The sequence below is a fragment of the Halothiobacillus sp. genome (genome assembly GCF_027346185.1).
Taxonomy (GTDB): domain Bacteria; phylum Pseudomonadota; class Gammaproteobacteria; order Halothiobacillales; family Halothiobacillaceae; genus Halothiobacillus.
This window is the reverse complement of record NZ_DAIESY010000034.1, coordinates 1-25077: the sequence shown is the minus strand read 5'-3', so window position 1 is coordinate 25077 and position 25077 is coordinate 1. Positions and strand designations below refer to the sequence as shown.

The window sequence follows — 25077 nt, the reverse complement described above, 5'->3', positions numbered from 1 at the left end:
AAAAAAAGCCCGCAGTAGCGGGCAAACAGGGATTACAGGGTGAAAATGGCATGCCCTCTGTTACACCGGGCGGTTCTCATTGGGGTTGCGCACGGGGCCCATTCCGGCGAGGCAGTCTTCCAGACTGATTTGCGGGAATTTGGTATCGAACTTCATCGCGGTATCCATGATACGGTCGATTTTTTGGGCGGTGTCCAGCTTCTTGAGGTCGCCGCGTTCGAGATAAAGCAATTCCAGCAGCTCGTTGTATACCGTGGCTTCGTCGATCGGGATGATGTAGAACGGAATGCCGTTGATGGTGACCAGATACCGTTTACGCAGATCGATATTGTTGCAGAACATAAAGTATTTGCCGTCGGGCGTCAGGGTGTCGCCTAGCACCTCGGCCAGATCCGGCAGATAGCCGAACGACAGCAGATAGCAGGCTAGAAAGTTGATTTTATCCTGGCCAGGTTCGGCGCCGGTGATCACCTGCTGGGCGACGGTTTCCGGTGGACGGGCTTCATCGGCAATGCTTGGGGCAAACTTGATGGCGATTTCCCCGCGAAAGCCGAAACGGCCCTTGTCGTTGATTTCACCGCGGAACACGGGATTTTGCAGGCGTTTTTCCTGCTCCAGACGCGCGAAGGCGCTCTGTTCGATTGCAGGCTGTTCAATGGTACTCATCAGTCGTTCTCCGGTGGGTTTCGAGCAATCTCATGTGGGATAGTGGGCGTATTCAACGCATGGCAGTAACCGACCGGCTCCGGTCAGTGGCTTCCTCAGGGCCGAAGCAGAGGTCGTAGTCGATGCAGACCTGGCAACTGGGCGCCAGGCAGACCGATACGTCGCCCAGTTCGCAGAGCTGTTTGTAAAGGAATTTCTTCCATTTCATGTTGCCGGTGTTCTTGTTGAACAGGATCGGGAAATAGCGCGCCAGCAACTGGTTCAGTTCTTCGCGGCAACCCAGCCCCAGATCTTGCCAGAGGTGGTTGTCACGTAGACAACCGGTTGCGATCATCGAGGTGATCCAGTCCACGTGTTCGCCAAAGCTTGAGCAATGGTCGAGCAGCAGCTGCTTCAGGTCGTTCATTTCCTCGGTGCGCGCATTTTTTGGCAGCTCGGCCAGATCGCTGTCGCATCGGCAGGAAAAATTCTGGCCGGTGCACAGGTTCAGATGGACCTTGATGCAGCGATCGATCGGCTTGTCGTCGAGTATCCGGGCGAAATACCGGTTGATGAGCATCCGGAACTTGGTCTGTGTAAGCCCCATTGCTTCACTCAACGAACCGGCTGGCTCCTTGGCGTTGTGGGCGATGCACTGAGCGAAGATGTGCGCTTCGTACACATCTTCGTGCTGGTCGCGCCGATCCATCAGATAGTTGTAGATTCCAGAAGACATCTCGATACCTCCTGCCTTCAGCCGGCCTTCATCACGACAGCGGCGCTTGCTGGCGCGTGGGTATAGCAGTCCTTCGGGCAGACCCGCGCACAAGCTTCGCAACCGATGCAGTTTTCCGGGTGCTCGATCATCATGACCTTGCGTTCGGCTTCGTCATCGTCGGCGGCAACCAGTCCACCATCCTCGTCGATGCCCATGAGCATCAACACATCCCGCCCGCAGGCGCGATAGCAGCGGCCACAACCGATGCACTTCTCGTCATCAATCTGTTCTACGAACTGAGGGGTCCAGTTCAGCCCCCCCTTGGTGATTCCAGTGAGAGAGATACCGGTCAGGCTATTCATGGCTTCAGTCTCCATTCAGGGCGGCCAGACGCGCTCTGGCCGCGATCAAATCTTGATAGGCCGAATGCGCTTGCGTCGCCACGTCCGGGATATTTTCCCAGCCAATGGGCAGGTCCTCTGCCAGATCGTGTAGATCCATCTTCAATTGGGTGGCACGGCCGTTCAAGCGCTTGATTTCGGCTTTCAAAGTCTCTTTTTCATCCACGGTGGATCACTCCTCTGTGCAGGAATTCGGGTGTCAGTAACGGGCCACTTCAGGGAAGCGCTCGATCATTTCTTCGGCGCTCTTGACCAGCTTTTCGCCTTCCTCGGCCAGCTTTTCCATGGTCGGAAAACCGAAGCGGTGCACGTCACGCAATTGCTTGTTGATGACGATCAGGCGACCGGCGGTCAGGATCATCCGACCGAAGCCTTCGTGACTCATCTTCATCATGGGTGACACCATCACGCCAGTGGCGCGTTCGGTCGCTAGGCCGACGGCGTTGTAGAAGAGTTCGAGCCGCCAGAGCACTTCAGGGTCGGGGTCGCCGATGATCGGCATGGCCTTGCGTGCCTCCTTGTCGATGACATAGGGTGCCAGCAATTCCTCGTCGGATTTCTTTTCCCAGGTGCCATAGCTATCCTGGGCGCGCCACTGCTTGACCAGTTCACGGATGAACAGGGTTTCCATCGGTGGTGCGGCAGTCGCTGCGGCAACGGCTTCGGTAGTGGGTTCAGACATGGGTTAATTCCTCTTCGTCAAAATCGAGTGAAACGTCCTGGCCTTTACGCAATGCCTTGCGTAACCAGGGCGGTGGCGCATCGCGCAAAACGGTCTGCAACTTGTTCAGAATGTCGTCGATCGCTTCAGGCTCGTTCACCTTGATGGGGTGGATCTTGTAGGCGATGACCCGAGCGGCACCCGAACCACCGATGGCGGCAACGTAGAGGATCGCGCAGTCCTTGATGGCTTCGAGTTTCGGGGCGAGTTTGTCTTCGTTACCGTCTTCGGCCAGTTCGCCATCAAATTGCACGGCTTCCAGAAACTCGTGACCGCTCTCGTTTACTTCGTAGATGGCGATCTGCTTTGCCCAGCCAAAATGGGCATCGACTCTTTTCATGTCTTGGGTGGCAAATGCGACTTTCATAGTCCCTCCCGGGTGCAGTCGTGTTGAAAAATCCGAGCTGGCGTCTGCGTTCTTAACTAAGCGCAAGCGGCGAACGTGCTGCATGGTATGCCTCTGGCAATGGCCAACTGTCGGGGTGGTTTTCATGCTCATGAGCCATCAACAGATTACCGACCTCGAACAGCAGATCACGCGTACCCCGGTAGCCGACGGACATGCGATGGGTGGCGCCGAGCCGGTCGAAAATCGGCAGCCCCATGCGAACGAAGGGGATGTGCAGCCGTTCGGCGGCCTGCCGTCCATGCGAGGTAGTAATCAGAAGGTCACAGCCGAGGGCACGATTTTCCAGATCTTCCAGATCGCCGATGAGCACCTCATTGCAGGGCATCTGTTCCAGCAGCGGCGAATGGGTTGTGGTTACCGCGGCGGCAATCTCGGCACCCATTTCTGTCAGCCAGGTTGCCAGCGTCCAGAGCAGGTCGGGTTCGGCGCCGATGGCGATCTTCTTGCCACCGAAGAAGAAGTGGCTGTCGAGCATGGCGTCCATGAGCTGGCTGCGCTGACGGCGATACTTGAGCGGCACGGGGCGGCCGCTGATCTGGCTCAGGCAATCGAGCAGCTGATCGTTGGGCTCAAGGCCGGTGAGGCGATCGAACAGGACATACGATTGCCCCGTCCGCGCCATTAACATTTCGGCAGCCGGGCGCATCTGTTCACCCACGGCAATGGTTAGTTCGGCTGAACCCAGGTTGCGAATGGCATCCAGGCTCGTACCGCCCAGCGTGATGGGCGAGAAATCATCCGGAATGTGCCCGTCCATTGAGCCGGACAGATCGGGTAGGATGGTCGGTTTCAGGCCGAAGGCTTCGCTCAGATCACGCAATTCCTCGATGTCGGCGACCGTCAGGTGCGAACCGACCAGAAAATTTACCGCGCCGGTCACGACAGGCACCCTAGGTTCGGCCAGTGACTGGATGATCTGGCTGACGGCCTTGCCCCAGCCATCCTGAAAGGCATCCTTGAAATCCGGCGTCGAGACGTACACCACTTGAAGATCGCCCAGCTCCGTGTGCTCGGCCATGAAAGTCTTGAGGTAACCGTCTACATCGTCGCCCTTCGTTTCGGTTACGCCGGTGGAGCAGATGCCGATAACCTTGGGTTTGGCTCTTTGATGAATACTCAGAATGGCCTTGCCGATGTTTTCCAGACCACCCATCACCGTGGCCACTTCGCTCATGGCCGTGGTTTGCAGCGGGACGGATTCGCGAAAATGGCGGACAAACAGCACCATGCCGAAGGCAGTACAGCCCTGTGAACCGTGGAGCAGGGGCATGCAACCTTCCAATCCGAGAAAGGCGAGGGCGCCCCCAACCGGTTGACTCAACTTGAGCGGGTTGACCGTGCAGGCTTTGTGGGTGGTGTTGACGGTGCTCATGCCAGCACCTCCTGAGTCATTTGAGCCCTGCCTTGGTTGGCTTCGGTACTTGTGCTGATCGGGGCGGCTGCATCCATATCCCGTTGGGCCGCTTCACGCGCATCCCAGGGCGCCGGCTTGCGCAGAAGGCTCCAGATCGGGTTGTATAGCGCGCGGTCGATCTGTTTCACCAACTCGACCATGCCTTCATAGCCTGCGTAGGCGTGATGCCGTTCCTGGTTAATGTCCAGCCAAGGCGTGTTGGCCTTCAGTGCGACAAATTGGGTGCGTGCACCGGACAGCATGATGTCGGCCTGCGCCTCGCTGAGCATTTTGTATATCTCGCGTGGGGTCATGTCGTCGATCATGTGAGCATCGTTCCCCATGATCTCGGTGATGCGATCCTTGTCTTCCTTGGTGGATTTTTTCACGCTGGTGCCAACCACGACCATGCCGACTTCCTGCAGGGCCGAAACTACCGACCAGGACTTCACGCCACCGGTAATCAGCAGCACACGTTTGCCGCGCAGACGGTTTTCATAACCGGCCATCTGGGTCCAGGCACGGGCTTCTTCTAGCGCGATCAGGTGTTCGGTCCGGGCCAGCAATTCCTCGGGGGCGCCTTGCTGCACCAGTAGCCGCGCGATTTGACGCAGCGATTCGCTGGAATCGGAAATGCCATAGAACGAGCCTTCGAAGAAGGGGATGCCGTAGCGCTCTTCCATCTTGCGGGCGATATTGATCATCGCCTTGGAGCACACCATCATGGCCGCCTTCGCGCGGTGCGACTGGGCGACTTCGTGGTATTTGGCGTCGCCGCTGATGCAGGACAGGATGCGGATGCCCAGTGTGTCGAGCAGGGGTTTGATCTGCCAGAGTTCGCCCGCGAGGTTGTATTCCCCGATGATGTTGATGTCGTAGGGCGTCGTGAATTCGGGTTCTTCCGTGCCGATCACGTAATCGAGCAGGGCTTCACCGGCGAGTTTGTTGCCGAGGTTCTTGCTGCCGACGAATCCCGGTGCATTCACAGGGATGACCGGCTTGTCGAACTTCGCGGACGCCGCCTTGCAAACCGCCTCAATATCGTCGCCGATCATGGCGGGCACGCAGGTCTGGTAGACGAAGACGGCCGGCGGATCGTACTTGTCGATGATTTCCTTGATGGATTTGAACAGGTGTTTCTCGCCGCCGTAGACCACATCCAGCTCGGTGATATCGGTGGTGAATCCGGTCCGGTAGAGTTTGGATGCAGACGACTTCGAGCCGCGGTTGTCCCACGAGTTGCCCTCGCAGGCGATGGGGCCGTGGACCAGGTGTGCGACGTCCGTCAGTGGCTGCAACGCAATCTTGGCGCCATCGAAGGCACAGCCTCCGGCGGCGGCACCCGGTTGCAACTGTTTGGTACAGCCTTTCTTGCGTTCCTTGTCCGACTTGGACTGGTTCAGGTCGCAACCAGGCTCATTGAAGACTTCCAGGATTTTGTTCTGCAACATCTTGTACCTCCAAACGGATACCACGTGTTCTCAATACAGCATCAGCGCCCGAGGCAATCTGTTGCTCCTGTTCAAATCCATCGCGCCCAAGGGCGCGATCAAAACGTCATGTTTAAAATTGCACCAGCACATCCTCATCGCGGACGATGTACTGGCAGGCCAGACGCCACGGCGGCGGCATGTCATTGACCTCCGCGTCGGTAATCTGGGCTTGGGTGATTTTGCCGCTCAGTTTCAGCACGGTCTTTTCCTTCTCGGTCAGATGAATCGCCATAGGCGTCTTCTTACTCAATACGCTGACCTGTACGGTGCAAGAGCCGCATTCGCCGTTTTCGCATTCAAAATGAACGGGAACGCTGTGCTCTTTGGCGACCGCCAGAAGTGTTCGGGTATCACCGGCAATCGCATAGACCGTCAGGTCTTTCTTCATTGCCGGCGATGAAAATGTCACATTAGCCATGTGAAACCTCTTGTTTGGTGAAAAGCAGGCTTCGTGCGGGCTGATGCCCCACACGGACCTGCTTCTGATGCTTAACGAATGATGTCGTAGCTGTAGTCGGTCTTCGCGACGATGTTCGTGTTTTTGTCCATCTCATCGAAGATCTTGTCGAGAATCTTGACGAGCACGTTCATGCCGCCCTGATAGCCCCAGATCGGGTAACGATGATGGTGATGGCGATCAAAGATCGGGAAGCCCATGCGGATCAGCGGCGTGCCGGTATCGCGTTCGAGATACTTACCGTAGGTGTTGCCGATCAGGAAGTCCACCGGCTCGGTGAACAGGAGGCTGCGCATGTGCCACAGATCCTTGCCCGCATAGACATGACAGTCTTTGCCGAACGGAGAACCATCGAACAGCGCCTGAACCTTGGCGGCCCAGTCCTTGTTGCCGTTGGTGGCCAGGACGTGGGTCGGTTCCGCGCCGAGTTCCAGCAGGAAGGCAGTCACGCCGAGGCACATGTCCGGGTCGCCGTAGATGGCGAACTTCTTGCCGTGCAGATGCGCGGTAGAGTCGGCGATGGCATCCACGAGGCGGCCACGCTCTTTTTCGAGTTCCGCAGGGATTTCCTTACCGGTCATTTTCGACAGGGCCATCAGGAGTTGGTCCGTGCCGACGACGCCGATTGGCGAGTTCAGGGCAACGACTTCCTGGCCGTGCTCGGCAATGAAGGGCAGAGTTTTCTCGGTGCAGAATTCCTGCATGGAGATAGTCCCGACAGCGTTCAGTGCAGCCGCAGTGGCTTCCAGCGTGGTGCCGCCATCGTACATGCGGAATTTACCATCGGTTGGTGTATCGAACACATCGCTGGTATCGGCCAGAACAGTGTGCTCAATGCCCATCAGGTTCAGGATGCGCTTGAGTTCGCGGGTGTTGCCAACGGTGTAACCGTCGAAGCCGCCGATGATGTTGACCGAGTTGTTCGGTACACGCTTCAGCACTTCGGTCGTTCCAGCCTTGCCATCCCAGAAGTGTTGCAGGACGCCCTTGAGCGCATTGTCGTAGCCGGTGACGTGGCTGCCGACGAAAGCCGGGGTGTGAGCGAAGGGAACGTCGTAGTCTTCCGGTACGCTGCCTTTTTCCTTGGCGGTCTTGATAAAGGCGTTCAGATCGTCGCCAATAACCTCGGCCATGCAGGTCGTGGAAACCGCAATCATCTTGGGCTTGTACATGTTGTAGGTGTTGGCCAGACCATCAATCATGTTGTTCAGGCCACCGAATACCGCGGCGTCTTCTGTCATTGAAGACGATACGCAGGAGCTGGGCTCCTTGAAGTGGCGGCTCAGGTGGCTGCGGTAGTAGGCCACGCAACCTTGTGAACCGTGCACGAACGGCATGGTGTTCTCGAAGCCCACCGCTGCGAACACGGCACCCAGTGGCTGGCAGGCCTTGGCCGGGTTGACGGTGAGGGCTTCGCGGGCGAAATTCTTTTCCCGGTAATCCCAAGTCTTGGTCCAGTCCTTGATCTGTACCAGTCGCTCCTCGGGTTCGGCGAATTCGTAGTTTTCTTTCTTGTCCTTGAACATCTCGACGTATTCCGGCTCGCGGAACAGTTCGAAGTGATCAAGCACCTTCTCTGCATTTTGACTCATGGCTTCATTCCTCTTTGATCAAAGGGCGGCAGTTGTCCACCCGAACAGTGGCGGACGCGAATCCGCCGCCTCTTACCTGTTTCCAGACGCCTATTTCCAAGGCGTCTTGGTTAATTTCCAGACCGGATTGTTGATGGCCATGTCCATATCCCGGGCGAAGATCGCGAAACCGTCGTAGCCGTGATAAGGGCCTGAGTAATCCCAGGAGTGCATCTGACGGAAGGGCACGCCCATTTTCTGGAAGACGTACTTTTCCTTGATGCCGGAGCCAACGAGATCGGGTTGAACCGCTTCGACGAACTTCTCGAATTCGTAACCGTTCACGTCGTCATAGATCAGGGTGCTGTCTTTGACGTAGTGCGTGGTGCGCTGGTAATCGTCGTTGTGACCGAACTCGTAGCCGGTGCCGACCACTTCCATGCCCAGATCTTCATACGCGCCAATCACATGGCGAGGGCGCAGACCACCGACATACAACATGACGGTCTTGCCTTCGAGGCGCGGGCGATAACGTGCGATGACGTCGTCGACGAGCTTGCGGTACTTGGCGATGACTTTCTCGGCACCTTCCTTGATCTTGTCGTCAAAGTGGCTGGCGATTTCGCGCAGGGAGGCTTCGATTTTGCTCGGGCCGAAGAAGTTGTATTCCACCCAGGGAATTCCGTATTTCTCTTCCATGTGGCGAGAGATGTAGTTCATCGAGCGGTAGCAGTGCAGGATGTTCAATTTCGCTTTCGGGGTGTTTTCAAGCTCGGCAATACTGCCGTCGCCAGACCACTGGGCAATCACGCGCAGGCCCATTTCTTCGAGCAGGATGCGGGAAGACCAGGCGTCGCCACCGATGTTGTAGTCACCGATGATGGCGACGTCATACGGGGTTGTCTTGAATTCCGGATGCTTGTCTTCGGCTTTGTCGAAAACGTAATCGCGGATCGTGTCGTTGGCGATGTGGTGCCCCAGCGACTGGGAAACGCCACGGAAGCCTTCGCAACGTACAGGTACGATGGTCTTGCCGCCGAATTCCTTCGACTTCTTCTTGGATACCGCTTCGATGTCGTCACCGATCAGACCGATCGGGCACTCAGATTGCACGGTAATGCCATGGTTGAGCGGGAACAGTTCTTCAATCTCGTCCATGATCTTTTCGAGCTTCTTGTCGCCACCGAACACGATGTCCTTTTCCTGGAAATCGGAGGTGAACTGCATGGTGCCGAACGAATCCACACCGGTGGTACCGATGTAATAGTTGCGACGCGATGCCCATGAATACTGGCCGCAGCCCACCGGGCCGTGACTGATGTGAATCATGTCTTTGATTGGGCCCCAGACCACGCCTTTGGACCCTGCATATGCACAGCCACGGATGGTCATCACGCCCGGAATGGATTTGATGTTGGATTTAACGCTGCAGTCTGGTTTACCTTCTTCATAGGTATTGAGATGCTTGGCGCGCCGTTTTGCCGTTTTTTCGGGATAAACCTTGAGGACTTCCTCAATCAGTTCCCGGTTACGGACTTTTGCCTCTTCAGCGGTCAGACTCATGTTGACCTCCTCAATGTTTTCCTGAATGTCGATGAGTTGGGCGCCCCGGCCGAGGCTGGGACACCCCGTGCCTTACATACCGGCTGCTTTGCCGATCAGACTATCGTCTTCTTTCTGCATGATTCCGAACTCCATCAGCATGTCTTCGAGTTCGTCCATGGTGATCGGGGTTGGGATGGCACCGTTACCCGCATTGGCGTGAATTTTCCGCGCCAGGCTGCGGTACTCTTCGGCCTGCTTGGATTCAGGTGCGTATTCCAGCACGGTCATCCGACGCAGTTCGGCGTGTTGCACGATGTTGTCGCGCGGTACGAAATGGATGAGCTTGGTGCCCAACTTGCCGGCCAGCGCTTCGGCCAGTTCCAGTTCCTTGTCGGTTTGGCGCTCGTTGCAGATCAATCCGCCCAACCGTACGCCGCCGGAGTTGGCATACTTGAGTACACCCTTGGAGATGTTGTTGGCTGCATACATGGCCATCATCTCGCCCGACATGACGATGTAGATTTCCTGAGCCTTGTTTTCGCGAATCGGCATGGCGAAACCACCGCAGACCACGTCACCCAATACGTCGTAAGAAACGTAGTTGGCGCCGTCGTACGCACCGTTTTCTTCCAGGAAGTTGATCGAGGTGATTACACCGCGACCGGCACAGCCGACTCCCGGCTCCGGACCGCCGGACTCAACGCAACGGATGTCGCGGTAGCCGACTTTCATGACATCTTCCAGCTCCAGATCTTCCACGCTGCCTGCTTCGGCAGCCAGGCTCAGAACGGTGTCCTGTGCTTTGGAATGAAGAATCAATCGGGTAGAGTCGGCTTTCGGGTCGCAGCCGACGATAAGAATTTTCTGACCCATTTCGGCCAGAGCCGCCAGGGTGTTCTGTGAAGTGGTGGACTTGCCGATGCCACCCTTGCCGTAAAAGGCGATTTGTCGCAAACCTTCTGTCATTTCCGTATCTCCTAAACAAAGATAATGATGGTCCCAAGTGGGTGCCCCGTTGTGCGGGCCGTCGCTTCCGCAGTAATCATCAAAGCAAAGGCTGTGCCATGCCGTTAAAATTACTTTAACATATTGATATATATGAAATATATTTGAATAAAGCGCGTGATGGCACTCATGTTTGAAAGCTGACAAACACGACTGATTTGTCAGGAAAGGGACGGAGCCTTCGCGTCGGTCAACTCATCTGATCCTAGTCAACCCGGATGTGTACCCATTGATCTTCATCAGCACCAGATTGCGCTAAGTCATCGGTTTTTCAGTGTGTTGTCGGTACTCATACCTACCTGTCGAATCCCATTTTCATAGATATCTTTGTGTCTGTTGTTTTCGTTCACTCCACCGGTTCACATGGCATAAAAGATGCATAGCTAGTCGTTGGGAAAGTTCATCAACCCGTCCTGAATAGAGGCTCTCTACAAATCAAAGCTTTCTTGTTGAGTTCGTGGACGGGTGATCTTGAAGACAGGGCTGAAGATTCCAGCACAGTCAATGAGGAGCAGACATATGCAGATCGGCGTTGATTGCAACCTGGCGGTGGGAAACCGACGAATCTTTGTCGTGACGACGGATGAAATCGCCCGTATGGCCGTGCAGTTCATGCTGCATGACGAATATGAGACGCATGAGTTCGGTTCGTTGGAAGCGGCTGAAGTAAAAGCTGGCGATTGGCCGCCCGATCTTCTGATCGTGGGCGCGGAATTACTGTCGGATCATGACGTCATCCGCCCTGAGCCGGTGCTGTCACGCTTCCCCAAAGCCAGGTTGCTGTTGCTGGCTGACGCGTCGATCAAGTCGGCGAATGGTGTTGAAGAAATCGCCTGTCTGCAGATGCCTTTGAGGCTGGAAGTGGTTCGGTCGGCGGTGGCGAATGAGTTGCTGTAGTGACGGCCGAAACGCCAGGACAACGCTATCGAAGACGTGTCGGAGATAACTCCGTACAGAATGCACAGAATATGGGGAGCAATCTGGTTGGGTTGCCAACCGGGCTGCTGATGGGGGCCGATTTTAATGCCTTTCCCTTGCCGCTGCACATTGCCGGTACAAGGGAAACACATGCGGCACTGTTTTCCGCTCTGGCGGAGACGACGGATCAGGAATCGGCGGGCTTGTGCTTTCAGCACTATCTGGAAGCGCAGTTTCCCACGGCCACCACACGCAGTGGCGATGATGCCAGACGGTTTCGGGCCCAGTATCTGCGGTTGCTGCACGGCTGGGGGTTCGACAGCAACTCACCGGAAGGTGCGGTGCTGAAAGCCTGGGTAGAGAGTCGTTTCGGGATTCCCGCGACCTTCCATAAGGCGGTGATTGGTCGATATGGCAGCCCGGCGTGGCAGCAATATGTAATGGACAAGACGTCCTCGCGATTCGACAACAATGCGATTCGTCTGCAACTGGACCTGTTGTTCGAATTCGCACAATGGTTTTTACGTCATTTCGCTGCGACGGGGCAGCGACATGTACGACTGTATCGCGGCACAAACGATTTTGCCGAACACCCGATGATTTCCCGGATCGACGCGCACCATGGCGTGATCCGGTTGAACAATCTGGTGTCGTTTACCCGGGATCGCGGGATCGCGGACGAGTTCGGCGACATCATCCTCGAGGTGGAGGTGCCGCTGGTGAAAGTGCTTTTTTTCAATGGCTTGATTCCCTGCCATCCCTTGAAAGGCGAGTCGGAATATCTGGTCATTGGTGGGGACTATGCCGTCCGCATGGATTATTACTGAATCCATGCGACTCATGCGCTGGCTGATTTTACGTGGGCCGTTGGCCGGGAGGTAACCCATGGAGAATACATTGCGAGACCGGGCCTTGGGCGCCTATTTGGGACTGGCCGTGGGTGATGCGCTCGGTGCGACCGTTGAGTTCATGGTGCCGCGCGAGATCCAGGCGGAATATGGTGTTCATCAACATATGATCGGTGGCGGCTGGCTGCGCCTTAAACCGGGCGAAGTGACCGACGACACTCAGATGAGCCTGGCGCTAGGCGATAGCATCCTGGCGGGTGCGGAGTGGTCGCTCCAAAGGTTTGCGAACGGCATGGCGGCATGGCTCAAGAGCAATCCGGTGGATGTGGGCAATACCTGCCGCCGTGGGATTCGCCGCTATCTGGTGGAACAAAGCCTTGAAGGCACCTATTCGGAATGGGATGCGGGCAATGGAGCGGCTGTGCGGAATTTGCCTGCCGTGCTGGCGACGCTGGACGACGAGTCCGCCTTCGAACATATCAGCCTGGCGCAAGCCCATTTCACGCATCACAACATGCTTTCGGACGCCGCGATTCTGTCGATGGGGCGGATGACGCGCCGACTGCTCCAAGGGGGCAATCTCTCTGATGTGGCGTCATTGGCTCAGAAACTGGTTGATCAACATCGCGAGTTTCGTTATGAACCGTACAACGGGTTATCGAGCGCCTATGTCGTTGATACGGTCAATACCGTGCTGCACTATGTGCTGTCGACGAATAGCTTCAAGGATTGCTTGATTGCCATCGTGAATCAGGGGGGCGATGCCGATTCGACCGGCGCCTTGGGCGGCATGTTGGCCGGCGCCTATTACGGCGTTTCAGCCATACCTCGCGAGTGGCTCAGGCAATTGCGGCCGGAGATTCGATCAGCAATCCATGAACAAGTCGATGGTCTGTTGGCCTGGCGGGCCGGGGTGACTACGTCGAAATCCGCGGTGCAAACCACAGGGAGCCTGCCAATCCCTGCTGCTTGTGCGGCAACAGCCTGAAGGGGAGCAAGACACGATGGCAACGATCATCCTTTATGAAAAACCGGGATGCCGCAATCAGGCGTTACAAAAGCAAGAGCTTCTGGCTGCCGGACACGAACTGGATGTGCGAGATCTATTGTCGACCCCGTGGCGCGCAGAGACGCTGTGGCCTTTTTTCCAGGATATGGCCATAACCGAGTGGTTCAATCCAGCAGCGCCTCGGATCAAATCAGGGGAGATCGACCCGGCGTCGCTGACGGCGGATGAAGCCATCGATGCCATGCTGGCCGACCCGTTGTTGATCCGCAGGCCGCTGCTCGTATTCGAAGGTAGGAAGATGTGTGGAGTAGAAAAAATCCATCGAATATTATGGAATTATAATGATTCAGAGGAGTACTCTATGCCTCAGTCGACTGGTTGGGATGCCTGTGCCCGAACTGAATCTTGCCCGGCGGATGATCAGGGCCTTGGCTCTGATTTGTATGGCGATACGCCACCTGAATCGGTGACTGCGTGAATGAACGCGCGCAAACGGGGTAACCCATCATGAATAACAACGCCACGGCTCATAATTCCCAAGAGCTGACCGCAATGTACGAGGTCAGCAAGGTTCTGAGTTCGTCTCTGGATCTGGATCACAGTCTCAACGATGTGCTTAAAACCCTGGATACCTATCTTCATATGTCACCTGCCATGATTCTGTTGCGGATGGACGACAGTCATGTCGGCGTCATGGCCGCAACGGGCCTGACCGCAGCCGAGATGGAGCGCGGCCGTTATCAGCTCGGAGAGGGCATGATCGGCAAGATCATGCGTGTGGGTATGCCCGTCGTCATCCCGGATACCTCGCAGGAACCCGAATTTCTGCATCGCACAGTGCAGAAGGATGCTTCGCGCCAACACCTGCACGCCTTCGTTGGTGTTCCGATCAAGGTCGGCTTTGATTGTATCGGCGTCTTGGCCATCTACCGTACCGAGCAGCACAAAGGAATCAGTTTCGGCTCCGATGTGCGGATGCTCCAGATGGTCGCCAATCTGGTTGGCCAGACCGTTAGCCTGCACCAGGGCATCACGGCGGAACGCAACCGGCTGATTCAGGAAAAACACCGGCTGCAGAAGGAACAGAGCAAGCGCTATAACATCGACAACGTCATTGGCAACAGCAAGGCCATGCAGTCGGTGTTCGCCGACGTGCACCAGGCAGCGCCAAGCAAGGCGACCGTGCTGCTGCGTGGCGAGTCGGGCACGGGCAAGGAAGTCATCGCGCGCGCAATTCACGAATTGAGCCCACGTCGCGAGAAGCCGTTCGTGAAACTGAACTGTGCGGCACTGCCCGAAACGCTGCTTGAGTCCGAACTGTTCGGTCACGAGCGCGGATCGTTTACCGGCGCCACGCAGGAACGCAAGGGACGCTTCGAGCTGGCCGACGGCGGTACCTTGTTTCTGGATGAGATCGGTTAAATATCCGCTGCCTTCCAGGCCAAGTTGCTTCGGGTGCTTCAGGAGCGGGAATTCGAGAGGGTAGGGGGCACCCAGACTCGGCGCGTCGATGTGCGCATTATCACCGCAACCAACCGGAACCTGGAAGAAGCCGTCAGCAAGGGCGAATTCCGTGCCGATCTGTACTACCGGATCAATGTAGTCAGCATCTTCCTGCCACCACTGCGCGAACGACGTGAAGACATTCCTGCGATGGTGAGCTATTTCGTTGAGCGGTTCAACGATGAAAACAACCGCCGGTTGACGTTCAACCCCGATGCGATGCAAACCATGTTGTCCTGCTTCTGGCCCGGCAATGTGCGTGAATTGGAGAACTGCATCGAACGCACCTGCACCATGCTGCGCGGGGATGTCATTCGTCAGACCGATATCCCCTGTCAGCGCAATCAGTGTTTATCCATGTCATTGCGCCCCGCCGCTGGTGGACATCCCATCGTGACTCTTTCCGTTCCCTCCCGGTCGGTGGCATCTTCTGCTGCCAGTGAAGGGGTTGATGGAGGTGAACAGATCACTGAAGTTGTACCACTGACCGAACGGGATCGACTGATCCAGGCTATGGAACGCTGTGGATGGGTACAGGCCAAAGCCGCACGGCTGCTGAACACCACCACGCGCAAACTGGGTTACGCACTGCTCAAATACGGTATTGAGGTGAAGCGATTGTAGGTTTTGTAACAAGCCATCACCAACGCATGAATAAAGACCAGGGCTTCTGCCGCGCAGACTCCTAGCGCCGTTGGCGAGCAGATGGTGTCAGGTTCATAAAAGTGTCCACTAACAAACGGACGGACACTTTGTACCTAACTCAATACCCGTAAGAACAGGTGGAACGGCCGGACGCTTATGGCGTTCCCAGGTGACTGTACTTCAAGGGGGCTTTCTTTTGGGTTAACCCGATGGTTGTTCAATTCGACTAATAAAAAAACCCGCTCAATAGCGGGTTTTCGTGTTTCTTATCGACTGAAAGCCGTTATCAGGCTTTACGTCGTTCGATCATGTTGTAGATGATTGGTGTGAGGATCAAGTCCATTGCATAGCTCATTTTGCCACCTGGAACGACGATGGTGTTATAACGAGACATAAATGAGCTGGGGATCATCGACAGCAGGTAAGGGAAATCCGCCCCTGCCTTCTTGGGGTTGCTGAAGTGGATAATGACCATGCTCTCATCAGGCGTGGGGATGTCGCGCGTAATGAATGGATTGGAGGTGTCCACAGTCGGTATCCGCTGGAAGTTGATATCCGTGCGGGAGAACTGAGGTGTGATGTGATTCACATAGTCGGGCATCCTGCGAAGAATCGTGTCGACTGTGGCTTCAGCGGAATAGCCGCGTTCTGCGTTGTCACGGAAGATCTTCTGGATCCATTCCAGATTGATGATGGGGACAACGCCCACGCCCAGATCCACGTGAGCCGAAGCATCAACGCTGTCTGTTTTGACCAGACCGTGCAGGCCTTCGTAGAACAGCAGATCAGAACCGGCCGGGATATCTTCCCACGGGGTGAACTCGCCGGGTTTGAGGTGCGTGTTTAGGCGTGCATTGTGTTCGGCCGCTTCCTGATCGCTGTGGATGTAATAGCGTTTTTTACCGGTACCAGATTCGCCGTAGGTTTTGAACAGTTCGGCCAGTTTGTCAAAGTGGTTGGCTTCCGGACCGAAATGGGAGAAGGAGAAATTGCCCAGAGCTTCCGCCTTTTTGACAGCTTCTCTAAATTCCACCCGAGATAAGCTATGGAAGCTGTCACCTTCAATCACGACAGGCGTGAGTGACTCGCGGCGAAATACGTGTTCAAAAGCACGCTTTACAGTGGTGGTGCCAGCGCCGGACGAACCGGTGACAGCCACAACGGGATGCTTAACAGACATGGCTTCTCCTTAATAAAACAAATTGAAGATCTAATTGGATCAAGGGTTGCTCACCCGCTTTACAGCGCGTGTTCATTGATCGAATAAGACACCGGGTCCAACAAAAACCAAGCTTGGGATTCTAGGCTTTTATCCTTTGTCTCACAAGTTGTTGATGCGTTCAGGCGTGATCTTTTAACTGACAGCCCCGGGTTTCTGGTTGGAAAATCATGAATCCGATTTTATTTTGCGCAGGTGGATATTCCGCAGCAAGCCCATTGTCGGGCGAATCAGGAACTGGATCGAAGCGATCAGGAAAACCCAAGCACCTGCACTTGCCAGACCAGGGACAATAAAAAACACGCTGCCCAAAATAAACCACAGCGCGATGAGGAAATCGTTGAACAGGATCGCGGTTTCATAGCGGTTCTGGATGATCAGCTCATCTCTGCCGAAACGGATATCGGTTTGCTCTTTGCTGGAATCAATCGATTGGGGCATGGGGACGGCTCAGTCGTTATTGGATCGTCGATAAAGCAGGTCAAACACAGCGTGTTCCAGACGAATGCCCCGTCGCTCGAACTTGGTTTCTGGTCGCCAGCCGGGGCGCGCGTTTTCTCCGGAGCCGCTATGCTCTGCAGAAAAATCCGGATGGACATCGAGCACCGAGCGCATGTGTTCGGCATAGGGCGCCCAGTCGGTGGCCAGATGCCACAGCCCGCCGGGTTTGAGCTTTTGGCTGACCAGGCTCGCAAATTCTGTTTGTACGATTCGCCGTTTGTGGTGTCGCGCTTTACGCCAAGGGTCTGGGAAATAAAGCAGTAAGCGATCCAGACTGGCGTTCGCGATACGGCTTTGGATGAACGGTACGGCGTCTTCGGCCACGATGCGAATATTCGTCAAGCCCAGGCGTTCGACGCCCAGTGCCAAGTGGCCGATGCCGGGCCTGTGGACTTCGATGCCGATAAAATCTTGGTCCGGGGCTGCTGCGGCCATGTGCAGCAGGCTTTCACCATTGCCAAAACCAATCTCCAGGGTGACCGGCGCGCTGCGTCCAAATACAGCTTCGAGATCGAGCAAATCGCCCTCTGCCTTGAGTTCCAGCGAGGGCAAAAGCTCGTTGATTGCGCGAAACTGCGCGGTGGTGAGCCGCCCTTCACGCCGGATAAACGAGCGGATGGGACGGTGCGTATGGGGCGCTGGTGGCGTGTCGGTAGTCATCATCGTGTCGTTAGGAAATCAAGCCATCGATAGGTGAAGAAGCGCTTGCATAGCGTTTGCGAGGCATCCTTCCGGCAAGGAAGGCTTCACGTCCGGCTTCGATGGCTTTTTTCATGGCCGAGGCCATCAGAACGGGGTTTTTGGCGGCGGCAATGGCTGTATTCATCAACACGCCGTCACAACCCAGTTCCATGGCGATGGCCGCATCTGATGCCGTGCCCACGCCGGCATCGACGATGATCGGCACGTTTGCATTTTCGATGATGGTCAGCAGATTGTATTTGTTCTGAATACCTAGTCCGGAGCCGATGGGCGCGGCCAGCGGCATCACGGCAACACAGCCGATTTCTTCCAGGCGCTTGCACAAAATCGGATCATCTGAGGTGTAAACCATCACTTCAAAGCCATCGGCAACCAGAATTTCGGCGGCCTTGAGCGTAGCGACGACATCCGGGTACAGGGTTTTTGCATCGCCCAGCACTTCGAGCTTGACGAGGTTATGCCCGTCCAGAAGCTCCCGCGCCAGTTTGCAGGTGCGCACGGCGTCTTCTGCGGTGTAGCAGCCTGCGGTGTTGGGCAGAATGGTGTAGCGCTCCGGCGGCAACACATCCAGCAGATTGGGTTCGCCCGGGTTCTGGCCGATATTGCTGCGGCGTATGGCTACGGTAACGATTTGTGCGCCTGCGGCCTGCGTTGCGGCTTCGGTTTCGGCCAGGTCCTTGAATTTCCCGGTACCGGTCAGCAGGCGGGAATGAAATTGGCGACTGCCAATGGTGAGCAGATCGGATGTATTTGGATTCATAAGTCGTGGTTGCCTTGAGTTTTGTTTGCCGAATGATTCGTATGGATTCGTTCCGGCTGTCTATCGATGGGATGGATCGGTTGCCTTGTGCCCCATGTGCGATTCAGGCCGGGACTGTGACGATTTTACACGTATCGTCAAACCCGGCGGATGGCTATCTGCTGTCAGTGTCGTTGTTCTGCCGTCTCAGGAAAAGGGCCGGGTTGCAATGTGCACGGCTGTCCTTCGATGAGGAGTTCGTCGTGCAGATGATTCAAGCGTATGACCGCGAGAAAGACCTGCATGTCCTCATTGCCAACCCGGCAGATCGCACTGCGTACGATTTCGCCCGCCTCGGTTTGAGGTTCGTTAGCTGGATGAATGACTGATTTCGGCAGAACCGGTTCGGCCATGCGTGTGTATCCGCTGACCATGCGGCGGTTGGATTTCCCGAGATAGTGCAGGCGGGCGACGACTTCCTGGCCGGGATAGCAGCCCTTCTTGAAACTCACGGCCTGGAGCAGGTCGAGGTTGATCCACTGCGGAACAAAGTGCAGCACCGTTTCACGATTGATGGTGGGAATGCCGTCGTGAATTTCGGCGCAGTCCCAGGCATTTTGTGTGGTTCGTTGTGGCAAATGAGGGGTCAGTGCCAGTAGCGCATGGGTCGGTCCCTGCAATGAAAGTCGAGTGTCATCGCCTAAGTGTTCCCATGTCGCGACCACGCCCGAGGGCAGGGTGCTCTGGGCGAGAGGATCCGCTGGTGATGTAGCCATGCCGCTGGCGGCCAGCAAAGCCGGATCGGGGTTCAGTACGCCGATACTTTGCCAGTCATCACTGATCTCGATAAGAACACGGCGACGAAGCACGTACAGTTTCAACGTTTTGAACAGATCGGCCGCGAGTTCGGCGGGCACGGTCAGACGATAGGTCATGCCTTGTCCACCGTCTTGCGAACGCAGCGGATGGATGAGCACGGTAGTTAAAATCCGTCCTTTGGCGTTGCACAGTGCGCCGCGTGCCGCATGGCTGTCATCGAGCGACAGGATTTCCTGAGTCAGCATGGCTTGCAGGAAATCGCCCGCTTCCTCGCCGCAGACAAGCAGGCTGGCTCGTGTGTCCAGCAAAACCCAGGCAGCCGCCGATGGGCTGGCAGGGTGAGCCGGTTCCGGATGTGTCTGCAGAAACAGTGACCACTCGTTATTCATGTCGTTATCTTTTCGTGAATTCAGTAGGGTGAAAGAATAACACTGCACAAGCTACTCTGCCCGAGCCGAGCGCGGTGTCAATTCATTCGATGCCGGAACAACCAGCCTGCAAATGCCAGCGTCACAAGGCCGATGATCGCCAATGGCCAGAATTCGTCAATCAGAGAATCGAACGAGCTGCCTTCGAGAAATACGCCGCGCAAAATGATCATGAGATAGCGCATGGGATTGATCAGGGTTAGATCCTGCACGATCGGTGGCATGTTGGCGATGGGGGTGGCAAAACCCGAGAGGATGATGGCGGGCACCAGAAACAGGAATACACCAAGTACCGCCTGCTGCAGAGTGGTGGCCAGCGCGGAAATCATCAGTCCGACGCCGATTGCAGACATCAGAAAAAGCCCGAGTCCCACAAACAGGGTGCCGATGTGGCCTTCGAACGGGACGCCGAACAGATGAACGGCCAGAAAAATAGTCACGCCGCCCTCGATCATGCCGATCACGAACCCCGGCGTGGCCTTGCCGATCAGGATTTCGACGGGGCGCAATGGCGTGACCAGTAATTGATCGAATGTGCCTTGTTCGCGCTCGCGGGCGACCGACAGGGCAGTGACGACCATCACGACCACCAGCATCAGAATGCCCACCACACCGGGCACGATGAACCAGCGACTTATGAGGTTCGGGTTGAACCACGCACGGGAGACGATCACCGAGGGCGGTGCGGCGAGGTGATGCGTTTGCTGCCATTGGGCGTTGAAGTCGGCCACGATGCTGCTGGCGTAGCCCAGTGCGATGGCGGCGGTATTCGAATTGCGCCCATCGATGATCAGTTGCACGGTGGCGGGTTTGCCGCTATCCAGATCCTGCTCGAAGCGCGGTCCGATATGCAGGACCATCAATGCCTCACGCTGATCGATCACGTGTTTTATCTCGTCCTCATGCGTCAATCGGGCGGTGATCTCAAAATGCTGCGATCCGGTAAAACGCGCAACCAGCGATTGAGCCGCCTGACCACCATCCTGGTTATAGATGGCCAACGGGATGTGATTGAGATCGAAGGTTGCCGCGAAACTGAACACCACAAGCTGAATGATGGGCGGGCCGATAACGACGAATCGTGCCTTGGGGTCGCGAAGCAACGCCTGAAACTCTTTGATGGCGAGCGCGAAAATCCGTTGCCACATCATGGATTCCTCAAAATCATTCCAGGGATTTGCGGATCTTTCGTCGGCTGGCGCCGAGGAAAAACGCTGCAATGGCCAGCATGGCCAGGGTATTGGGCCAAATCACGCCGTTGACATCGCCAGCCAGAAACAGTGTGTGCAGAATCACGATGAAGTAGCGCGCCGAGACAATGTACGTCAGGTTCTGCAACCAGCCGGGCATGCTGCCGATATCGAAGATAAAGCCAGAAAGCATGAAGGCGGGCAGGAAGGTGGTGATGATGGCGATCAGGCTGGCGACAAACTGGTTTTTGGCCACGATCGAGATGAACAGCCCCATGCCCAGTGCTGTCAGCAGGAAGATGGCGGAAGTCAGGATCAGGATCCATGGGCTGCCGAGGAAGGGAACATGGAACAACCAGATGGCCATGGAGACGGAAAGCGCCATCCCGCCCATGCCAAGCACAAAATAGGGTATGAGCTTGCCGAGCAGGATTTCGTTGAGGTGCACGGGTGTGACCATCAGCGCTTCGAGCGTGCCGCGTTCCCATTCGCGCGCCATCACCAGAGCCGTGAGCAGTGCGCCGATCAGGGTCATGATGACGGCAATCAGGCCGGGGACGAGGTAATCGCGACTGCGCAATTCGGGGTTGAACCAGATACGGCTGGCCACCACTACGGGTTGATCTGCCGAGTGTCCTACTGCCGTTGCACGGGCACTCAGCCAGCCCTGCCAGGCTGCCTGAATATAGGCTTGAGTCAGACGCGCCTGATTGGCATCCACGCCGTTGACGATAATCTGCACGGGGGCCTGGTTTGCCGCATTACTCAGCTTGGCTGAAAAATCACTGGGCAGATGAACGATGGCATCGACGGTTCGGTTCAGCATCATGCGTTCGGCGGTAGGAAGGTTCGGTGCGGTTTTCGGGTTGAAGTAGGTGGATTGGTCGAACGAGCCGAACAGGGCCGCTGTTTGCGAATCCGGCGCATCGGCGACCAGTGCGATGGGAATGTGCTTGGCGTTGAGCGAGACGCCATAGCCGAAAATCAGGAGCAGGACGACGGGCATCAAAAAGGCGATGGCGATGCTGGACGGGTCACGCAGGATTTGCAGGGTTTCCTTGCGGATCAGCCCGAACAGTCGTCGTCCGGCTCCGCCGCGAGCCAGTGCCGTATCTGTCGTGTTCTGTGCCGTTGTGTTCCGGGCCTTCGTATTCATTGGCTTGGCCTCGGGGCCTTCGGGGCATTGGGTGTGCTGATCAGGGCGATAAAGGCGTCTTCCATATTCGGATTGGGGTGTTCCGGGCTTTTGGCCTGCGCGCGTACATCTTTGGGGCTGCCTGCGGCGAGAATGTCACCCTGACTCATGATGACGAGCCGGTCGCAGTATTCCGCCTCGTCCATGAAGTGGGTGGTGATCATGATCGTAACGCCCTGGTCGGCGAGTTGGTTGATACGTTGCCAGAACGCCCGTCGTTCGATGGGATCGACACCCGAGGTAGGTTCATCCAGAAACAGAATGTCCGGTTCGTGCATCAGGGCGCAGGCCATGGCGAGGCGTTGCTTGAAGCCCAGCGGCAACAGGCCGCAGCTGGTATCGGAATAGCTCGTCAGGCCGAATTCTGCCAAAGCCCAGTCAATTCGTGCGGCACGCCGCTGCCTGTTCAAGCCATAGGCTTTGGCGAAGAATATCAGGTTCTGGCGCACACTCAAGACTTCGTACAGGGCGAACTTCTGCGACATGTAGCCGATGCGCGCGCGCGCCTTGGCAGCCGCAGTGCGCAGATCCACGCCGGCAACCGAGAGTTTGCCCGCACTGGGCAGGAGCAGGCCGCAGAGCATACGGAAGGTCGTGGATTTGCCCGCACCATTGGCACCGAGCAGCCCGAAAATCTCACCGCGTTGAACGGAGAAACTGATGGCATCCACCGCAATGAATGTACCGAAACGACGTGTCAAATCCGAAACAATGATGATGTCCTCACGGTTTTTCACCGGGGCGTTTTTTGGCGTGGTTAGCAGCTCGGCGTCCGCTGATTCCTTGGATTCCTGATGTTCCTGGTTTTTCCGATGTTGTTGGGATTCCCGTTCGCGCAATTGCAGCACGAACGCATCTTCGAACCGGGTCTGCAGTGGCTGCCAGGTCACGCCGGGCAGTTCAGGTGGTTGTGCGTTTTCAGCCAGCAGGACGCGTACAAGATCGCCGTCGATGATGGCATCACGAACCGCGGGCTGTCTCTGGAGTTCGGCCTGAAGATGACGGCGGACCATGCCGGGCCGACTGGCGCCATACACGCGTCCAGTCAGGTGGGCCGTGAACTCTGCGGGCGTACCTTTGCCCAGCACGCGGCCTTCGTATAGCAGGATGACTTCCTTGCAGCGTTCGGCCTCGTCAAGATAGGCCGTGGACAACAGGACGCTCATGCCCTCGTCGGCGACCAGTTGATACACAATCGCCCACAACTCCCGCCGGGATACGGGATCGACGCCGACGGTCGGTTCGTCCAGCAATAGCAGTCGAGGGGGGCGAACCAGCGTGCAGGCCAGGCCGAGCTTCTGTTTCATGCCACCGGAAAGGCGCCCCGCCAGTCGTGTCGTGAATGGTGCCAGCCCGGTCATGTGCAGCAATTGGGCGAAGCGTGCTGCCCGTTGATCTGGAGGCAGGCCCTGCAGGTCGGCATAGAGATTCAGGTTTTCCTGAACGGTCAGGTCTTCGTACAGTCCGAAGTGCTGCGGCATGTAGCCGATGCTCGCCTGTACGGTCAAAGGATCGGCGACGGCATCGAGTCCAAGGACGGTCAGCGTGCCGGAATCCGGTGTGAGCAAGCCTGCGATGAGGCGCATCAGGGTGGTTTTGCCCGCGCCGTCCGGACCGATCAGACCGGTGACCTGTCCCGGAACAACGCGCAGGGAAACATCCACCACCGCCTCGGTGCGTCGGGGTGGCTTGCCGAACGACTTATGTATTCCGTCGGCAATGATGGCCAGCGTTTGGTCATCTGCGCTTTGTGGCGTCATCAGTGTGCTTGGGATGGCTTGGTGATGGTTGATTTATCGGTCGTCGTTTCACTGCCGCAGGGATCTTCGCCATGTAATCGGGGTTTGGCACCCAGTGCAATATGTGCGGTGACCGGCATCCCCAGTCGCAGTTGCCCGTTCGGGTTACAGGCATAAATCCGGGCTTGATAGACAAGATCGGTGCGCACGGTCGTAGTTTCGACCGTTTTGGGGGTGAACTCAGCCGTGGGTGAGATGTAGCCCACCCATCCGTTGAAGGTCTTGCCTGGAAAGCTATCGCTGGTGAGTGTGGCCGGCATGCCTTCCTGCACCAGGCCAAGGTCGGGCTCATCCACATAGACCCGCGCCCAGATCGGTGAGGTGAGTGCCAGCGAAATGACGGGCTGAGCCGGTGAGGCCATGTCGCCCGGTTCCAGAATCCGGTTGCGGACAATCCCTTGAGCCGGGGCGACGAGCACGGCATCGTCCCGGGCGATCTGGGCACTTCTGACCTGGGCTTCGGCCGCTGCAACGGCTGCGCGGGCCTGATCGATGTCTTCCTTGCGGGGGCCGATAATCGCCAGTTTGAGCGAGGCGGTGTCGGCCTTGAGTTGCGCTTCGGCGGCATCGCGTGCGGCACGGGCGGAGTCACGATCCTGGGTCGAGGCCATTTTTTGCTTCGCCAGTGTTTGTATCCGGTCGAAGCTTAATCTCTTCTCCGTGAGGTTGGCCTGGTCGGCGGCCACCACAGCGCGCAGGCGTTCGATATCTTCGGGGCGCGTGCCGTTCAGCAGTCTATTCAGCGCGGCCTGATTGGCGGCAAGGTTGGCCTTGGCAGACGCCAGCGCGGTATCGAAGCGGCGCATGTCAAGCGTTGCAATTATGTCACCGGAACGGATTGCGTCGCCCGTTTGCACGGGGATCGTGTCGATGCGACCGGCGTCGTTGAAGGCGAGGTCGACCTGCCGAAGGTCGATGTTGCCGTACAGCGTCAATTCGGTGCGAGTGCCCTGCGAATGAAGGCCGTGCGCGTAGAACCAGTAGCCGGTGCTGCCTGCAATGATGATCAAAAGCAGGATAATTATCCGAAAGCGCATTGTCATCGAGTCCTCTGCCGCAAAATTTGTTGCCACATTTTGGCGCCTGAATACATAGTTTGTATAGGGATTTTGTTTGAATCGTGGGGGTTATTCCCGCGCTGGGTGTCGCAGGGCTGCTAGAATGCCCGCCTTGTTTGTTCCGCTAGCGGATGTATTTTTATGAC

26 protein-coding genes and 1 pseudogene are annotated in these 25077 nt (G+C 56.7%); 6 read left to right on the top strand and 21 right to left on the bottom strand.

Annotation, left to right across the window (positions count from 1 at the left end; all coding sequences use genetic code 11):
- Positions 1-60: 60 nt before the first annotated feature.
- The 12 genes from M7R55_RS02575 to nifH form a co-directional block, all read right to left on the bottom strand.
- A complete protein-coding gene (locus tag M7R55_RS02575) occupies positions 61-666 on the bottom strand; it encodes a hypothetical protein (protein ID WP_298218246.1) in 606 nt (201 codons plus the stop codon).
- Positions 667-718: 52 nt separating this feature from the next.
- Positions 719-1381 (bottom strand): nitrogen fixation protein NifQ, encoded by a 663-nt coding sequence (locus M7R55_RS02570; protein WP_298218244.1) that lies wholly within the window; start codon positions 1379-1381, stop codon positions 719-721.
- A gap of 17 nt (positions 1382-1398) precedes the next feature.
- On the bottom strand, positions 1399-1725 hold the full coding sequence (gene fdxB, locus M7R55_RS02565; RefSeq protein ID WP_298218242.1) for a ferredoxin III, nif-specific: 327 nt from the start codon (positions 1723-1725) through the stop codon (positions 1399-1401).
- A 4-nt stretch (positions 1726-1729) separates the two neighbouring features.
- Positions 1730-1930 (bottom strand): CCE_0567 family metalloprotein, encoded by a 201-nt coding sequence (locus M7R55_RS02560; RefSeq protein WP_298218240.1) that lies wholly within the window; start codon positions 1928-1930, stop codon positions 1730-1732.
- A gap of 33 nt (positions 1931-1963) precedes the next feature.
- Positions 1964-2446 carry a NifX-associated nitrogen fixation protein gene (locus M7R55_RS02555; RefSeq protein WP_298218239.1) on the bottom strand — a complete coding sequence of 161 codons (483 nt, stop codon included), beginning with the start codon at positions 2444-2446 and terminating at the stop codon, positions 1964-1966.
- Positions 2439-2852, bottom strand: a complete 414-nt coding sequence (nifX, locus tag M7R55_RS02550) for a nitrogen fixation protein NifX (RefSeq protein ID WP_298218237.1) — start codon at positions 2850-2852, stop codon at positions 2439-2441. Before nifX ends, M7R55_RS02555 begins: the two co-directional genes overlap by 8 nt.
- A gap of 52 nt (positions 2853-2904) precedes the next feature.
- Positions 2905-4266 (bottom strand): nitrogenase iron-molybdenum cofactor biosynthesis protein NifN, encoded by a 1362-nt coding sequence (gene nifN / locus M7R55_RS02545; protein ID WP_298218236.1) that lies wholly within the window; start codon positions 4264-4266, stop codon positions 2905-2907.
- Positions 4263-5738, bottom strand: coding sequence for a nitrogenase iron-molybdenum cofactor biosynthesis protein NifE (gene nifE / locus M7R55_RS02540; protein WP_298218234.1), 1476 nt, complete (start codon positions 5736-5738; stop codon positions 4263-4265). The genes nifN and nifE overlap by 4 nt, the downstream gene beginning before the upstream one ends.
- A 112-nt stretch (positions 5739-5850) precedes the next feature.
- Positions 5851-6252 carry a 2Fe-2S iron-sulfur cluster-binding protein gene (locus M7R55_RS02535; protein WP_366881149.1) on the bottom strand — a complete coding sequence of 134 codons (402 nt, stop codon included), beginning with the start codon at positions 6250-6252 and terminating at the stop codon, positions 5851-5853.
- 17 nt (positions 6253-6269) lie between these two features.
- Positions 6270-7829 (bottom strand): nitrogenase molybdenum-iron protein subunit beta, encoded by a 1560-nt coding sequence (gene nifK, locus M7R55_RS02530; RefSeq protein ID WP_298218232.1) that lies wholly within the window; start codon positions 7827-7829, stop codon positions 6270-6272.
- A 90-nt stretch (positions 7830-7919) separates the two neighbouring features.
- Positions 7920-9371, bottom strand: coding sequence for a nitrogenase molybdenum-iron protein alpha chain (nifD, locus tag M7R55_RS02525; protein WP_298218230.1), 1452 nt, complete (start codon positions 9369-9371; stop codon positions 7920-7922).
- Between the two features lie 72 nt (positions 9372-9443).
- Entirely contained in the window at positions 9444-10319 is an 876-nt protein-coding gene (gene nifH / locus M7R55_RS02520; protein ID WP_298218228.1) for a nitrogenase iron protein, read from the bottom strand.
- Between the two features lie 558 nt (positions 10320-10877).
- Here nifH and M7R55_RS02515 point away from each other — a divergent pair.
- From M7R55_RS02515 to M7R55_RS12225, 6 genes and pseudogenes are all read left to right on the top strand, one after another.
- The gene (locus tag M7R55_RS02515) at positions 10878-11255 is read left to right on the top strand and encodes a hypothetical protein (protein ID WP_298218226.1); all 378 of its coding nucleotides are present in this window, start codon (positions 10878-10880) and stop codon (positions 11253-11255) included.
- Positions 11255-12103 carry an NAD(+)--dinitrogen-reductase ADP-D-ribosyltransferase gene (locus tag M7R55_RS02510; protein ID WP_298218224.1) on the top strand — a complete coding sequence of 283 codons (849 nt, stop codon included), beginning with the start codon at positions 11255-11257 and terminating at the stop codon, positions 12101-12103. Before M7R55_RS02515 ends, M7R55_RS02510 begins: the two co-directional genes overlap by 1 nt.
- A 58-nt stretch (positions 12104-12161) precedes the next feature.
- On the top strand, positions 12162-13112 hold the full coding sequence (gene draG / locus M7R55_RS02505) for an ADP-ribosyl-[dinitrogen reductase] hydrolase (RefSeq protein WP_298218222.1): 951 nt from the start codon (positions 12162-12164) through the stop codon (positions 13110-13112).
- A 16-nt stretch (positions 13113-13128) separates the two neighbouring features.
- Positions 13129-13611, top strand: coding sequence for an ArsC/Spx/MgsR family protein (locus tag M7R55_RS02500; protein ID WP_298218219.1), 483 nt, complete (start codon positions 13129-13131; stop codon positions 13609-13611).
- A 29-nt stretch (positions 13612-13640) separates the two neighbouring features.
- Positions 13641-14732: pseudogene (locus M7R55_RS02495) on the top strand (sigma 54-interacting transcriptional regulator); the annotation flags it as partial.
- A gap of 54 nt (positions 14733-14786) precedes the next feature.
- On the top strand, positions 14787-15260 hold the full coding sequence (locus M7R55_RS12225) for a helix-turn-helix domain-containing protein (protein ID WP_366881150.1): 474 nt from the start codon (positions 14787-14789) through the stop codon (positions 15258-15260).
- A gap of 307 nt (positions 15261-15567) precedes the next feature.
- Here M7R55_RS12225 and M7R55_RS02485 read toward each other — a convergent pair whose 3' ends face one another.
- From M7R55_RS02485 to M7R55_RS02445, 9 genes are all read right to left on the bottom strand, one after another.
- Complete coding sequence (locus M7R55_RS02485; protein WP_298218217.1) at positions 15568-16461, bottom strand: phosphoribulokinase; 894 nt, start codon at positions 16459-16461, stop codon at positions 15568-15570.
- Between the two features lie 207 nt (positions 16462-16668).
- Entirely contained in the window at positions 16669-16941 is a 273-nt protein-coding gene (locus tag M7R55_RS02480) for a YrhK family protein (RefSeq protein ID WP_298218215.1), read from the bottom strand.
- 9 nt (positions 16942-16950) lie between these two features.
- Positions 16951-17664 (bottom strand): tRNA (guanosine(46)-N7)-methyltransferase TrmB, encoded by a 714-nt coding sequence (gene trmB / locus M7R55_RS02475; RefSeq protein ID WP_298218213.1) that lies wholly within the window; start codon positions 17662-17664, stop codon positions 16951-16953.
- A 7-nt stretch (positions 17665-17671) separates the two neighbouring features.
- On the bottom strand, positions 17672-18463 hold the full coding sequence (locus tag M7R55_RS02470) for a thiazole synthase (protein ID WP_298218211.1): 792 nt from the start codon (positions 18461-18463) through the stop codon (positions 17672-17674).
- A gap of 164 nt (positions 18464-18627) precedes the next feature.
- Entirely contained in the window at positions 18628-19650 is a 1023-nt protein-coding gene (locus M7R55_RS02465) for a hypothetical protein (protein ID WP_298218209.1), read from the bottom strand.
- 77 nt (positions 19651-19727) lie between these two features.
- Positions 19728-20840, bottom strand: a complete 1113-nt coding sequence (locus M7R55_RS02460) for an ABC transporter permease (RefSeq protein WP_298218207.1) — start codon at positions 20838-20840, stop codon at positions 19728-19730.
- 13 nt (positions 20841-20853) lie between these two features.
- The gene (locus M7R55_RS02455; protein WP_298218205.1) at positions 20854-22035 is read right to left on the bottom strand and encodes an ABC transporter permease; all 1182 of its coding nucleotides are present in this window, start codon (positions 22033-22035) and stop codon (positions 20854-20856) included.
- Positions 22032-23834: an ATP-binding cassette domain-containing protein gene (locus M7R55_RS02450; RefSeq protein WP_298218203.1), complete on the bottom strand. Its 1803-nt coding sequence runs from the start codon at positions 23832-23834 to the stop codon at positions 22032-22034. Before M7R55_RS02450 ends, M7R55_RS02455 begins: the two co-directional genes overlap by 4 nt.
- Entirely contained in the window at positions 23834-24916 is a 1083-nt protein-coding gene (locus tag M7R55_RS02445) for an efflux RND transporter periplasmic adaptor subunit (RefSeq protein WP_298218201.1), read from the bottom strand. Before M7R55_RS02445 ends, M7R55_RS02450 begins: the two co-directional genes overlap by 1 nt.
- Positions 24917-25077: the final 161 nt, after the last annotated feature.

Coding starts and splice junctions, on each gene's coding strand:
- nifD (WP_298218230.1), bottom strand. CDS start 9,371: ATGAGTCTGACCGCTGAAGAGGCAAAAGTCCGTAACCGGGAACTGATT.
- M7R55_RS02480 (WP_298218215.1), bottom strand. CDS start 16,941: ATGCCCCAATCGATTGATTCCAGCAAAGAGCAAACCGATATCCGTTTC.
- M7R55_RS02500 (WP_298218219.1), top strand. CDS start 13,129: ATGGCAACGATCATCCTTTATGAAAAACCGGGATGCCGCAATCAGGCG.
- M7R55_RS02445 (WP_298218201.1), bottom strand. CDS start 24,916: ATGACAATGCGCTTTCGGATAATTATCCTGCTTTTGATCATCATTGCA.
- nifN (WP_298218236.1), bottom strand. CDS start 4,266: ATGAGCACCGTCAACACCACCCACAAAGCCTGCACGGTCAACCCGCTC.
- M7R55_RS12225 (WP_366881150.1), top strand. CDS start 14,787: ATGGTGAGCTATTTCGTTGAGCGGTTCAACGATGAAAACAACCGCCGG.
- nifE (WP_298218234.1), bottom strand. CDS start 5,738: ATGTTGCAGAACAAAATCCTGGAAGTCTTCAATGAGCCTGGTTGCGAC.
- nifX (WP_298218237.1), bottom strand. CDS start 2,852: ATGAAAGTCGCATTTGCCACCCAAGACATGAAAAGAGTCGATGCCCAT.
- M7R55_RS02485 (WP_298218217.1), bottom strand. CDS start 16,461: ATGTCTGTTAAGCATCCCGTTGTGGCTGTCACCGGTTCGTCCGGCGCT.
- M7R55_RS02575 (WP_298218246.1), bottom strand. CDS start 666: ATGAGTACCATTGAACAGCCTGCAATCGAACAGAGCGCCTTCGCGCGT.
- draG (WP_298218222.1), top strand. CDS start 12,162: ATGGAGAATACATTGCGAGACCGGGCCTTGGGCGCCTATTTGGGACTG.
- M7R55_RS02455 (WP_298218205.1), bottom strand. CDS start 22,035: ATGAATACGAAGGCCCGGAACACAACGGCACAGAACACGACAGATACG.
- M7R55_RS02515 (WP_298218226.1), top strand. CDS start 10,878: ATGCAGATCGGCGTTGATTGCAACCTGGCGGTGGGAAACCGACGAATC.
- M7R55_RS02470 (WP_298218211.1), bottom strand. CDS start 18,463: ATGAATCCAAATACATCCGATCTGCTCACCATTGGCAGTCGCCAATTT.
- M7R55_RS02465 (WP_298218209.1), bottom strand. CDS start 19,650: ATGAATAACGAGTGGTCACTGTTTCTGCAGACACATCCGGAACCGGCT.
- nifH (WP_298218228.1), bottom strand. CDS start 10,319: ATGACAGAAGGTTTGCGACAAATCGCCTTTTACGGCAAGGGTGGCATC.
- nifK (WP_298218232.1), bottom strand. CDS start 7,829: ATGAGTCAAAATGCAGAGAAGGTGCTTGATCACTTCGAACTGTTCCGC.
- trmB (WP_298218213.1), bottom strand. CDS start 17,664: ATGATGACTACCGACACGCCACCAGCGCCCCATACGCACCGTCCCATC.
- fdxB (WP_298218242.1), bottom strand. CDS start 1,725: ATGAATAGCCTGACCGGTATCTCTCTCACTGGAATCACCAAGGGGGGG.
- M7R55_RS02460 (WP_298218207.1), bottom strand. CDS start 20,840: ATGATGTGGCAACGGATTTTCGCGCTCGCCATCAAAGAGTTTCAGGCG.
- M7R55_RS02555 (WP_298218239.1), bottom strand. CDS start 2,446: ATGTCTGAACCCACTACCGAAGCCGTTGCCGCAGCGACTGCCGCACCA.
- M7R55_RS02450 (WP_298218203.1), bottom strand. CDS start 23,834: ATGACGCCACAAAGCGCAGATGACCAAACGCTGGCCATCATTGCCGAC.
- M7R55_RS02570 (WP_298218244.1), bottom strand. CDS start 1,381: ATGTCTTCTGGAATCTACAACTATCTGATGGATCGGCGCGACCAGCAC.